The sequence below is a fragment of the Nocardia vinacea NBRC 16497 genome, from assembly GCF_000308835.1.
Classification (GTDB): Bacteria; Actinomycetota; Actinomycetes; order Mycobacteriales; family Mycobacteriaceae; genus Nocardia; species Nocardia vinacea.
Map to the genome: position 1 here is coordinate 19,952 of NZ_BAGN01000044.1, position 12,813 is coordinate 32,764.

At 66.0% G+C, this 12,813-nt stretch carries 10 protein-coding genes; 5 read left to right on the top strand and 5 right to left on the bottom strand.

The features are described from left to right. Positions 1–73 precede the first annotated feature (73 nt). From eccD to ON44_RS05145, 3 genes are read left to right on the top strand one after another with little or no spacing between them, the layout of a single operon-like run. Positions 74–1,549, top strand: coding sequence for a type VII secretion integral membrane protein EccD (eccD, locus tag ON44_RS05135; protein ID WP_040686640.1), 1,476 nt, complete (start codon positions 74–76; stop codon positions 1,547–1,549). Then, positions 1,546–2,979 (top strand): type VII secretion-associated serine protease mycosin, encoded by a 1,434-nt coding sequence (gene mycP, locus ON44_RS05140; protein WP_051181551.1) that lies wholly within the window; start codon positions 1,546–1,548, stop codon positions 2,977–2,979. The genes eccD and mycP overlap by 4 nt, the downstream gene beginning before the upstream one ends. 8 nt (positions 2,980–2,987) lie before the next feature. Beyond that, positions 2,988–7,037, top strand: coding sequence for a type VII secretion protein EccC (locus tag ON44_RS05145; RefSeq protein ID WP_040686641.1), 4,050 nt, complete (start codon positions 2,988–2,990; stop codon positions 7,035–7,037). Here the strand turns inward: ON44_RS05145 and ON44_RS05150 are convergent. Further along, positions 7,019–7,621 (bottom strand): GNAT family N-acetyltransferase, encoded by a 603-nt coding sequence (locus ON44_RS05150; RefSeq protein ID WP_040686654.1) that lies wholly within the window; start codon positions 7,619–7,621, stop codon positions 7,019–7,021. The genes ON44_RS05145 and ON44_RS05150 overlap by 19 nt on opposite strands. A 30-nt stretch (positions 7,622–7,651) precedes the next feature. Further along, positions 7,652–8,461 (bottom strand): GntR family transcriptional regulator, encoded by an 810-nt coding sequence (locus tag ON44_RS05155; RefSeq protein ID WP_040686642.1) that lies wholly within the window; start codon positions 8,459–8,461, stop codon positions 7,652–7,654. 174 nt (positions 8,462–8,635) lie between these two features. On the opposite strand from ON44_RS05155, the gene ON44_RS53375 reads away from it, so the two are divergent. Further along, the gene (locus ON44_RS53375) at positions 8,636–9,136 is read left to right on the top strand and encodes a DUF4254 domain-containing protein (RefSeq protein WP_040686643.1); all 501 of its coding nucleotides are present in this window, start codon (positions 8,636–8,638) and stop codon (positions 9,134–9,136) included. Between the two features lie 73 nt (positions 9,137–9,209). Here ON44_RS53375 and ON44_RS05165 read toward each other — a convergent pair whose 3' ends face one another. Beyond that, positions 9,210–9,482 (bottom strand): hypothetical protein, encoded by a 273-nt coding sequence (locus ON44_RS05165; RefSeq protein WP_051181553.1) that lies wholly within the window; start codon positions 9,480–9,482, stop codon positions 9,210–9,212. Between the two features lie 218 nt (positions 9,483–9,700). After that, positions 9,701–10,132 (bottom strand): VOC family protein, encoded by a 432-nt coding sequence (locus tag ON44_RS05170; protein WP_040686644.1) that lies wholly within the window; start codon positions 10,130–10,132, stop codon positions 9,701–9,703. A gap of 100 nt (positions 10,133–10,232) precedes the next feature. On the opposite strand from ON44_RS05170, the gene ON44_RS05175 reads away from it, so the two are divergent. Then, complete coding sequence (locus ON44_RS05175) at positions 10,233–11,207, top strand: GlxA family transcriptional regulator (protein WP_040686645.1); 975 nt, start codon at positions 10,233–10,235, stop codon at positions 11,205–11,207. Between the two features lies 1 nt (position 11,208). Here the strand turns inward: ON44_RS05175 and ON44_RS05180 are convergent, their stop codons facing one another. After that, complete coding sequence (locus tag ON44_RS05180) at positions 11,209–12,534, bottom strand: MinD/ParA family ATP-binding protein (RefSeq protein WP_245567016.1); 1,326 nt, start codon at positions 12,532–12,534, stop codon at positions 11,209–11,211. Between the last annotated feature and the right edge of the window lie 279 nt (positions 12,535–12,813).

Genomic DNA, 12,813 nt, shown 5'->3' on the forward strand with positions numbered 1-12,813 from the left:
AGTTGGTTCGACAGGTAGGAAACCGGGCGCAAGTGTTTGGATCGTTCCGTAAAGAGCCGGGGTCGGTGCGCAATTGACCGAACCATTGAGCAGCGGCACCCGTGCCGCCGAACCCGAACTGTGCCGCGTATCCGTCATCGGGGGAAATACCCAGCTCGATGTCGGGCTTCCGGCGACCGTGCCTATCGCCACATTTATCGGTGATCTCGTCGCCCTGATCGAATCGCGCAATCCCGATGTCGTGGAGAGCGACGACGGCGGCACCCCACTGCATACCGAACACTGGACCCTGGCCCGGCTGGGCCGTGACGCCATCGCGCCGAGCCGCAGCCTCACCGAGGCCGAGGTGTTCGACGGTGAACTGCTGGTGCTGCGCTCGGTCACCGCGAAGGAATCGCCCGCGCTCTTCGACGATGTCATCGATGCGGTATCCCGGCTCACCAGTGTCGATTTCCGCAGCTGGTCGCCCACTGCGGCCCGTTGGACCGGTCTGGTCGCCGCGGTGTCGGCGGTGCTGCTCGCGCTGCTGCTGCTCGCCGCTGGGCGTGCGCACGGCGATGGTCTGGCTGCGCCGTTCCTCGCGACCGGCGTCGCTGTCATCGCCGCAGTTGCTGCGGGCATCGCGGCGCGTAAGTACGCGGATCAATTGACGGCTGCCTGGTTGTCACTGTGTGCGCTGCTGTTGTTCTTCGGCGGCGCGGCACTATTCGTGCCAGGCGATCTCGGCAGTCCGCATCTGCTGCTCGGCTGTTCGGTCACCCTGGTGGCCGCGGCTGTGATCTATCGCGCCACCGCGACCGGTGCCGCGCTCGCCGCGTCCGCGGTGACCGTCGCGCTGTTCGGCGGATTCGCCGCACTCGTGCGAATGATCTGGGATTTCGACCTACCCAAAATTTCCGCCGCCATCCTGGTGGTGGCCATCACACTGATCTCCGCGGTGCCGCGGCTGGCGGCGGTGCTGGCCAGGCTGCCGATCCCGCCGGTGCCGACCGCGGGTGGCGCGATCGATCCGGCCGATCACGAACCACGCCCCACCATCGAAGGCATCGGCGCGATCGGCGCGACGGCACTGCCCTCGGCCGCCGGACTCGGCGAGCGGGCCAGGGCGGCCAACCAATACCAGACCGGCATGCTCATCGCCTGCGCCATTGCCGCGGTTGTCGGTGCGCTCGGCGCCGCCGATCCGCTGGGATCCGCACGCTGGCAAGGGATTACGCTTGCCATCATCGCAGCGGCGATCATCGGTCTGCGCGGCCGTTCCTTCGCCGACCTGGTGCAGGCCGGTGCGCTGATCGCGGGCGGCTGCGTCATCGGCATCGGTCTGATCACCGGATTGGCCCTCGGCGATTCGGATCTGCTGCTGCTCGCGGGTGTGCTGCTGCTGGCCTTCGCCGCGGGGGTGCTGGTGTTCGGAGTGATCGGTCCGCACCTCGAGGTGACGCCGGTGACCCGCCGAGCCATGGAGATCACTGAATATCTGCTGATCGTGGCGGTGATCCCGCTGGTGCTGTGGATCATGGGAGTGTATTCGATGGCCAGGAACATATGACTGCTCGGGCGCGCGAGCCCGGCTGGCGGCGTGGAACCGGAATCTGCTGTGCTGCAGCAGTTCTCGGTGCATCGCTGCTCGGTTGGTCTGCTCCGGCCGGTGCGGTCCCGCCACCCACTATCGACCCGGGCGCACTCGGGCCCGCGCAGGTGCTCAGCGGTCGGCCCGCACCCTTGGAGCCGACCGAGCAGAAGGTCGTCTGCGCCGAACTGTCGCTCATCGGTGGTCCGCTCGCGGAGCCGCCGCTGCCGCAGCGTGTGCTCGATCTGCCCGCGGCTTGGCAATTCAGTCGCGGTGCGGGACAAAAGGTTGCGGTCATCGATACCGGCGTGAATCGGCATCCGCGACTGCCGGCACTGCAAGCCGGCGGCGACTATGTCTCGGACTCCGACGGCACCGTCGACTGCGACGGCCACGGCACGCTCGTCGCCGGCATTATCGCCGCGCGCCCGAGCCCGGACGATGCCTTCGTCGGTGTCGCGCCCGATGCCGAGATCCTCACCATCCGCCAGTTGAGCACGCACTATGAGCGCAAGGATCGCGCGGGCGGCGATCAGCCGCGGGATGCCATGGTGCCTTCCGGTTACGGCAGTGTGCTCGGCTTGGCCGCCTCGGTGGTGCGCGCCGTCGATATGGGTGCCACGGTTATCAATATTTCCGAAGTCTCTTGCAGCGCAGCGGGAACCGACACTGCCGACGTTCCGCTCGGTGCCGCGGTGAAGTACGCCTACGACCACAACGTCGTGGTAATCGCTGCAGCGGGCAATGTGGAGAACGGCGGCGCATGCGAGAAGCAGAACGACGGTGACGGCTGGAACAGCGTGCAGACCATCGCCAGTCCCGCGTGGTTCCAGCCCTACGTCCTGACCGTGGCCTCCATCGATCCGAACGGCTCACCCTCGGCGCTGTCGCTGCACGGGCCGTGGGTCGGCGCCGCCGCCATCGGGCGCAATATCGTCTCGCTCGACAATAAGCCGGGCGGCACCGGACTGGTCAACGGCGCGATCACCCAGGAGGGCACCGGAACCATCCAGGGCACCAGTTTCGCCGCACCCTATGTCGCCGGACTCGCCGCACTGGTCCGGTCCCGGTTCCCGGAACTCACTGCCGGACAGGTCATCGATCGAATCACCCGAACCGCACAAGCGCCCGGTCCGGGCCACGACGATCGGGTCGGCCACGGTCTGATCGATCCGCTGGCCGCGCTCACCGCGCAACTCCCGGATAAACCGGTGAGTGTCGGCGCCGACACGCCACGTGTTATGGCGCCCCCGGTACATCCGGCGGGCCCCGATCCGCTGCCGCGACGCATCGCGATCATCGGCTCGGTCAGCTGTCTGATCGTGCTGGGACTCGGTGCGGCGCTGTCGATTCCGTTCCGGCGCGCTCGTGGTTCCGCCGATCTCGAGTCCGAAGTAACAGAGCAGTAGAGGGACCCATGGCTACCGAAGGTTTCGTGCGCCGCCCCCGCATCGCCCCGCCACGCGCACCGGGCGGTGAGCTGGCGTTGAATTCACCGCCGGAAATCCAGCGGGCCATGCCGGGACCACTGATCATGAAGTTGATGCCGGTGATCATGGTGGTCGCCGTCGTCGGCATGATCGCGATGATGGTGATGATGGGTCGCAACCTGCTCGCCAACCCGTTCATGATGATGTTCCCGATGATGATGCTCATGTCGATGGGCGGCATGATGCTCGGCATGCGGGGCAACGGCCCCAAGGGTGCCGGCGAACTCAACGAGGAGCGCAAAGACTACTTCCGCTACCTGGACCAGATGCGCAAGGATGTCCGGCGCACCGGCAATAAGCAGCTGGAATCGCTGATCTGGAGTCATCCGGAACCGATCGATCTCCCGTCGGTGGTCGGCACCCGCCGGATGTGGGAACGCAGGCCGAACGATCCGGACTTCGGACATGTGCGGGTCGGGGTGGGCAGCCACCGGTTGGCGACCAAGTTGGCGCGTCCGGAAACCGGCCCGCTGGAGGATCTGGAGCCGGTCTCCACCGTGGCGTTGCGCCGTTTCGTACGAACCCATTCGGTGGTGCACCAGCTGCCGACCGCGGTGTCGCTGCGTGCCTTCCCGGCCATCAATATCGGTGGCGCCCCGGAGGAAGCCAGGATGCTGGCGCGCGCGATGCTGATGGAGCTCACCGCATTTCACGGACCCGACCACGTCGCGGTCGCCATCGTCTGCGCCGATCCGGACGGCCCGGCCTGGGAATGGGCCAAATGGCTGCCGCACCTGCAACATCCGACCGTCCGCGACGGCATGGGCTCGGCCAGGATGATGTACGGCTCACTGGCCGAACTCGAGACCGCACTCGCCTCCGAACTGCTCGAACGCGGGCGCTTCATGCGCAATCCGCAACCGACACAGGGCCGTTTGCATCTGGTGGTCATCATCGATGACGGCTACGTGAACGGCACCGAACGGCTGATCAGCGAATCCGGTCTGGATTCGGTCACCGTGCTCGATCTGACTGCGCCCGAGAACGGCTTGGCCGCGCGGCGCGGTCTGCAATTGGTGGTCAGCGATGGTGCGGTCAGTGCGAAAAGTGCTGCGGGAACGGAGAAGTTCGCCACCGCCGACGAGGTGAGCACGGCCGAATCCGCTTCCTTCGCCCGTAGCCTGGCCCGGTTCCGGATCGCGACGGCCGCACAGATCGTCAGCCTGGGCGACGACACCAGGACCGATCCGGGACTGATGGCGCTGCTGAAGATTCCGGACGCGGCGCTGATCGAACCGTCGAGGGTTTGGCGTCCGCGCACCGCGCGTGAGCGGCTGCGGGTGCCGATCGGCGTCACACCCGACGGCACCCCGGTCGAAATCGATATCAAGGAATCCGCCGAGAGCGGTATGGGTCCGCACGGATTGTGCATAGGCGCAACGGGTTCGGGTAAATCCGAATTCCTGCGCACGCTGGTGCTTTCCATGGTGACCACACACTCGCCGGACGCGCTGAACCTGGTACTTGTCGACTTCAAGGGCGGTGCGACCTTCCTCGGCCTCGACTCGCTGCCACACGTCGCCGCGGTCATCACCAACCTCGAGGAAGAGCTCTCGATGGTGGACCGCATGAAGGACGCGCTGGCGGGTGAGATGAACCGGCGCCAGGAATTGCTGCGCGCCGCAGGCAACTTCGCCAATGTCACCGACTACGAGAAGGCGCGCGCCGCGGGCGTCGCGCTCGACCCGCTGCCCGCACTGTTCGTCATCGTCGACGAGTTCTCCGAATTGCTTTCGCAGAAGCCGGATTTCGCGGATCTGTTCGTGATGATCGGCCGCCTCGGCCGCTCACTGCACGTCCATCTGCTGCTGGCCTCGCAGCGACTCGAGGAGAACAAGCTGCGCGGACTGGACTCGCACCTGTCCTACCGAATCGGTCTGCGCACCTTCTCCGCCAACGAATCCCGCGCCGTACTCGGCATCACCGATGCCTACCACCTGCCCGGCATTCCGGGCTCCGGCTACCTCAAGAGCGATGCCGACGATCCGTTGCGGTTCAACGCGACCTATGTGTCGGGGCCATATGTCTCACCGAGTGGCAGCCGACAGGTGGACGGCCGGGTGGTCGGCGGCCAGTCGCCCACCGTGTTCACCGCCGGACCCGTCGAGGCCGCGGCGCGGCCTGAACCGGTGCGGATGGAACTGCCCGATCTGCCACCGCCTCCGGGTGTCGAAGCGGAGGAGCCATTGGGCGGCGGCGTTCCGGAGACGCTGCTCGAGGTTGTCGTGAAACGCCTTACCGGACACGGCCGTCCGGCGCACGAGGTGTGGTTGCCGCCGCTGGACGAATCGCCGACGGTGGATATGCTGCTGCCCGATCCGGATTGGCGCTCCCCGGTCAACCGGCACGGCCAGCTGTGGATGCCGATCGGTATCATCGACAAACCCTACGAACAGCGCCGTGACGTGCTGACCATCCAATTGGCTGGCGCCCAAGGCAATGTCGCGGTCGTCGGTGGTCCGCAGTCGGGTAAGTCGACCACCATCCGCACGATCGTCATGGCCGCCGCGGCGACCCACAGCCCCGAACAGGTCCAGTTCTACTGCCTCGATTTCGGTGGCGGCAGCCTTGCCGGTCTGTCCGGTCTGCCGCATGTCGGTTCGGTCGCGGGTCGCCTGGACGGCGATCGGGTGCGCCGCACCGTCGCCGAATTGACCACGCTGATGCGCCAGCGTGAGGAGCGCTTCGCCGAACTCGGCATCGAATCCATGGTGGCGTTCCGGCGCCGCAAGTACTCCCAGATGGAGGCACGGCTCATCAACGGGACCGAGGCCGATCCCAACGATCCGCTCGCCGCCGACCAATTCGGCGATGTCTTCCTGGTCATCGACGGCTGGCAGGCCATGCGCGAGGAGTTCGACGCCGTCGAACCGCAGATCACCGCCATTGCGGCGCAGGGGCTTTCGTACGGCATCCACCTGATCATCGGTGCCGCGCGCTGGGGCGAGATCCGGCCCAATGTGAAGGATCAGATCGGCACCCGCATCGAGCTGCGCCTCGGCGACCCGACGGATTCCGAAATGGGCAGGCGCACAGCGGCACTGGTGCCGGTCGGTCGTCCCGGTCGCGGTCTCACGCCCGATGAACTGCATATGCTCATCGCGCTGCCCCGGCTGGATTCCGATTCCGATCCGCAGACGCTGGCCGAAGGCGCCGCCCAGGCCAGAGACCAGATGCAGCAGCTCTATCCGGGCCGACGCGCCCCCGAGGTGCGCATGCTGCCATTGCAGATCAGCCGCGACGAGGTCGTGGCGATCGCGCGTAAACACGAGGTCGAACTCGGCCCGACCAAGGTCCTCGTCGGGCTCGGCGAGAACGAATTGGATCCGTTCGTCCTGGATTTCGGCCAGGAGCCGCACTTCATGGCCTTCGCCGACGTGGAATGCGGCAAGACGACGCTGCTGCGCAATATCGCCATGGGCATTACCGAGAACGCGACACCGGAGCAGGCCAAGATCATCCTGATCGACTACCGCCGCAGCCTGCTCGGCGTGGTCGACGAGGCCCATCTCGGCGGCTATTCCACCTCATCGCAGACCTGCGGACCGATGGTCAACGAACTCGCCCGCTACATGTCCAAGCGCATCCCGGGCTCCGACATCACCCCGCAGCAACTGCGCGAGCGCAGCTGGTGGACCGGTCCCGAAATCTATCTGCTGATCGACGATTACGACATGATCACCGCGGGCATCAATCCGCTGCTGCCACTGCTGGAGTACCTGCCGCAGGCCCGCGATATCGGTCTGCACGTGGTCGTCACCCGACGCACCGGCGGCGTTTCGCGCGCGCTCTACGACAACGTGCTCGGCGGTATGAAGAACCTCTCCGTCGACGCGCTGATCATGAGCGGTCCCAAGGACGAGGGCAAGCTGATCGGTGATGTCCGTCCGATGAAGCTGCCGCCCGGGCGCGGCATCCTGGTATCGCGCAACCGCGGTCAGGAGATGGTGCAGATCGCCTATCTGCCGCCGCTGTGAGCCTCGGGCGCCGGTTCTGGTGTCGGCTGCACATGGGTCAGCATCGACGTCATCGGCTCGAAGGTCCAGCTGTCGGAACGGCGTTGGAAAAGCGCACGGGACGGTCCCGAGGCGGCCGGCCCCGCGATCCTGGCCAGATGGAAGCCTTCCCTGCGGTAGTAGTCGTGCAGATCGGTGTTGGTGGTCCAGGCGTCCAGTCGGACCCAATGGCGTTGTCGTTGGCGCGCAAGCGATGCGGCGTGGGCCAATAGACGGTGACCGACGCGCTGGCCGGCGAAGCGGACGTCGACGATCATGTAGTGGACGATCAGCGCGTCGGCTAGCTCCCACGGCGACCACAGCCCCGGGTCCGACCGGTCGTTGACGGTGATCGTCCCGGCCGGTTCCCCTGTCACCTCGGCAATCCAGGTTTCGCCCGCGTCCAGCGCTTCGCCGACCGCCCGTGCGAAGATCTCGATGGGCAGGCCGCGGCCCGCGACGGTCCACTGATCGGAGCCGCGCGCGGTGAGCCACGCGGTGCGTTGGATCCGGAGTCGACAGATGGTGCCGAGATCACTCAGAGTCGCCCGGCGGATGATTTTCATGACTGCACCGTATTCATGGCGGAACATTTTTCATGGCAACGAGATACCCGGTCGGTAGGAGATGCCGAGCGTATGCCGGATGACATTGCTGCCCTCGTCGTCGCCGAGTTCATAGGCCAGCCGGTTGCGGGTGGCGATCGACCGATGCCGGGTGGCCCTCGTGATGCGCTTATGGTTGGCGCCGATGCGTAGATGATCCAGCAGAATGGTGCCGGTCGCGACGCCGAGCACGATCGCCTCTTCCGCACTGGCCGGGCGGGCGACGAGCGTGTCGCGATGCGCGGTCTCGGCATGGCCGCGGTCGGCCAGTCGGCGTGTCGTGCCCTCCGGAATATCGTGTGGCGAGTCGATACCGGTAGCCTCCGCCAAGTCTCGTGGATAGAAACTGACCTCCCACGACCACGGCTCGTTGTCCAAGAACTGGACGACCGTCCTGGCCAGCACCCAGGAATCCTCCGGCACGCCCAGCCAGTGCGCCACCTCCGGATTCGCGGGTTCCATCTTCGCGCTGAACTCCTTGGTCGGTTCGCGACGTGCGGCGCGCGCGATCTCTTCGAAGATATCGTGGGCCGATTGCGGACGATCCGGACGAATATGGTCGGTGACAACCGATTCCAGGACTTCCTGGTTTCGGACGATCGTGCCACGGGAAGTAGCTGTGTAGACCAGATTTTCGGTGACCAACACCTGAATGGCATTGCGCGCGGTCGTGATCGAAACCTGCATTTGATCGGCCAGCTCGGTGTGACTGGGCAACCGATCACCCGGATTCCACTTGCCTGCGCGGATCTCCTCGCGGAGGAGGTCTGCGATCCGGAGATACGTCGGACCGTCCGCCATCTTGCTCCTCGGTCAGTCATGCAGGTAACGAAGTGTACTCTTCGTGACTCCCTACGGCCGGGTAACGCTTGACAGGTGCCTTCAGAGGTTTATTGTAATGAACGTCCTGATCCAGGTGTTGTGCGGCGATGACGGCGAGGCAACGTGGCAGGTTCGGATTCATCAACGGTTGTGATGGCTCTTCCCGGCACACCTAGGTGTGTCGATTCGACGGTGCAGGCCCTGACTCCCGGGCTACTTCCCACGTCGGATCTACTTGTTCGGGCGTGTCGCGGTCACCGAGTTGTCGGTGGTCCGCTGCTCTGGTTCGCCCGTGACCTGGCGATTCTGCATGAGAGACGGCTCGTAGGTCGTGGCGGATCGGTATCGACCGATCCGGCGACGATCCTCGAAATCGAGCGTCGCAGAATCGAATTGGTCATGGCGATCGACGATTGGGTGGCGCGCAGCGTGCCGCAGCACCGGCTCGGTGCGACGCTACACACCGAAACCGTCGGCTCGGTCATCGACCGGATCGCGGAATCCTCGGTGCGCGCCCACCACGCGTTGATGACCCTGGACGCGCACAACGAACAGCTACACGTCGCGTGGCATCATCTGGCCGAATTGGCCGATGCCTATGACGATTTGGTGCGCGATGTGCTCGCCGGACGGCGGCGACTCCCGGAGTGGTGACGACCCGGGTTGATGAGGGGCCGTGGCTTCCCATCGGGTAGCCACGGCCCCTTGCTGATTCGCGGTGGTCGGCTCACCGATGTCTGGTGTTGGGTGATAGGCACCAGCGCCCGTCTTCGGCCTCGCGGACCAAATCGCCGTAGGCGATCGATAATTCGGCCAGCCGCGTCCATGCCGCGTGCATATGTTCGCCGGTCAGATCATCGGTCATCAGCAGGTGGAAGGCGCGGTCGGCCGTGGCCGCGATGCGATCGATGATGTCGCCGAGTTCGGCGTCGTGACGGTCGGCGGTGCGTAGCGTCAGGTGTTCGGTTGCCCAGGTATTGATATTGGCAACCAATTCCATTCGGAGACAGTCGATTACGGTCGCACATTGGGGATGCTCGCGTCTTATGCGGTGCAACCGGACCAGGTCGCGCGACCATCGGCAGACATGTCCGCGGACCTGTTTCCCGCTCAGCGCGCACAGTAGTTCGCTGGTGCTCGGCAATGCGGAGCCGACATTCGTGCGCACCAGCGTCGGAGGCCGACGGAATGTCGGATTACTACAGTGCGCCGGCGCGTTCACAGCGGTGCGGTGAGCTCGAGGTGGATGCCGTCGGGATCGCTGAAGGACAGGATCGCGATGCCGAGCCCGTCAAGCGGCGTGACCTCGCCGTGTTCGATTCCGGCTTCGGCCAAACGGGCGGCGGTGCGGGTCAGATCATCGACCGAGGGCACGGTGAAGCTGAGATGGTCCAGTCCGACGCGTTCGGAATCGAACCTGTCGGTCGGTTCAGCCACCGGGCGTAGCCCGAACAGCATTCCGTTCGTTTGGAATACGACGCCGCCGTAGAACTGGGCCGGATCGGTGCGCACCTGCGGATCCTCGGGACGGCCCGGCGATTCCACCGCGATCTCGAAACCGAGCACGTCGCGATAGAACGCCTTGGAGCGGTCGATATCGGTCACGGTCAGGCGGATGTGGTGGACACCGGTGGTTTCGACGATCGTCATATGAACTCCGCAGGGCAGGCCGGGTAAGTAGTACGAACAGTAAGCCGCTTATTCCGCAGTTCCGAGTGTCGGAAACGACATATTCAGTACTGTTTGCGACATGGATGTTGCGGTCTTCGTGCAGGACGGCGTCGCCGACCTCGGCCTCTCCGCGGTACTCGAGACCTTCGCGACCGCAAACGGACTGCGCGCGGAGTTACAGACGGCTCCCGATCCATGGCGCGTGCACATCGTCGCCGATGGCGAACAAGTGCTTACGGCGCACGGTTTCCGCGCGCAGACGACACCGATAACCGAACTGCCGGACGATGTCGGTCTGATCGTCGTCCCCGCAACGCGCGTCCTGGATGCGGATGGGCTGATCGGCGTGGTCTCCGCACCCGCGAATCGGCCGGTGCTGCAACTCATGACGCGGGCCTACGAATCCGGCGCGCACCTCGCCGCGGCCTGCACCGGAACCTTCTACCTGGCCGAGGCGGGTGTCCTGGACGGCGTGGTGGCGACGACGAGTTGGTGGCTCGGCCCGGCCTTTCGACGCCGATATCCGCGCATCGACCTGGACGAGAGTCGAATCCTGTGCCGGGCGGATCGGCTCACCACCGCGGCGGCCTCGCTATCGCATATCGACCTCGCGCTAGCGCTGATCGCCGCGCAGAGTCCGACCCTGGCCGAGTTGACCGCCCGATACCTGGTGGTCGGTGATCGCCGAACGCAGAGCGACTCCGCGATTCCCGAGGTGATCGCCCGCAATGACTCCCTGGTCGCCGCATTCGAGCGCTGGGTGCGCGACCACGTCGCCGACCAGTTCCGCATCGCCGATGCCGCGCATCTGCTCGGCGTCACCGAACGCACGCTACAGCGCGCCACCCAAGCCGAAATCGGAATGTCGCCACGGGATTTCGTGCACGAGGTCCGGTTGGAACGCGCCACCCAACTGCTGCGCACCACAACCCTGACCATCGACGCGATTGCGGTCAAGGTCGGCTACCTGAACGCGGGCACCCTGCGCGGACTGTTCCGCCGCCGTCGCGGGCGATCCATTGCGGAGGTGCGCGCGTCCAGGTTGTCCTGGTGAGTCAGACGCTATAGCGGCGGTGATCGATGCCGAATTCGTCTGCGACGGTAGCGGCGAGTTCGACGTAGGCACGTTTGGTGGTCTTGTGCAGGCGGTGCAGATCGATCTCGGCACCCTCGGACAGGTGTGAGTCGTACGGAATGATGTGCACCGCGCGGCAGCGCGACAGGAAGTATTCGCGCAGCTGCTGGATGCCGACATTCGGGGAACCCTCACGCGGCAGGTTGATCACCACGACCGCATTGCGGACCAGATGATCGTGGCCGTGCAGGGACAACCAGTCGAGCGTCGCCGCGGCACTGCGCGCGCCATCGATCGCGGCCGAGGAGATCAGCACAAGCGAATGCGCGAGGTCGAGCACGCCGCCCATCGCCGAATGCATCAGCCCGGTACCGCAGTCGGTCAGGATGATGTTGTAGAACCGCTGCAGGATGCGGGCGACCGCGCGGTACTCCTCGTCGTTGAACGCCTCCGATGCCGCCGGATCCCGTTCGCTGGCAAGCACTTCCAATCGGCTGGTGCCCTGCGAGGTATGCCTGCGCACATCCGAATAGCGCTGGATCGCGGGATCCAGCAAGAGATCGCGCACGGTCGAACGGGTCTGCAGCGGCACCCGCTGCGACAGCGTGCCGAAGTCCGGATTGGCATCGACCGCGATCACCCGGTCACCACGGATGGAGGCGAAGATCGACCCGAGACCCATTGTCGTGGTGGTTTTTCCGACACCACCCTTGAGCGAGAGCACCGCGATCCGATAGTCACCGCGCACCGGCTGCCGGATCCGTGCCACCAATTCCTGCAGCCGCAACTCCTCCGCGGACAAGCCGGGATTGATCGCGCCACCGGAAACATGGTGCACGGCCTTGCGCCACCCTCCGCTCGGCGACTTCTTCGCACGCCGCAACGGCACGTCATCGAGCGAAGGGTGCGGCCCATGCGGATGCTGCGGCTGATACTGACCACCCTGCTGGTACCCGGGCGGCGGCCCGGCCGGTGGTTGGCCGTACCCAGCCTGCGGATTCCCAACGGGCGCTTGCTGTCCCATCGGCCCATGCCCCTGCTGCCATTGGTCAACAGGCTGCTCACCCGGTGACTGCTGCACGAAGCCCCGCGCCGCAGGATTCTGCCACTGCTCACCCTCAGGCGCCCGCCCGATCGGCGGCTGCCCGTACCCGGGCGCACCTTGCCGTGATGGGTGATCGCCGCCGGGCACTTGGCCGGTGGGACCGCCGTGCTGCGGTGCGTGGTCGCCGGGCACCTGCCCCATGGGGCCGGACGCGCCGTGCCACGGTGCCTGGTCGCTGCCAGGCACCTGCCCCGTATGCACAGGGCCACCTTGCCACGGTGCTTGGTCGCCGCCGGGTGCTCGGCCCGTGAGCGCGGAGTTGCCTTGCCCCGGTGTGTGATCGCTGCCGGAAGCGCGCCCGATGGGTCCGCTCTGCGACGGTGCCTGGTCATTGCCGCGAGCCTGCCCCATGGGCGCAGAGCCGTCTTGCCATGGCGCGTGGCCGCCGGGTGCTTGCCCTGACCCGGGGAGGCCTTGCCACTGTGAGCGATCGCCGCCTGGCGCTGGCCCAGCGGGCTCGCTCTGCCACGGTGCCCGGTC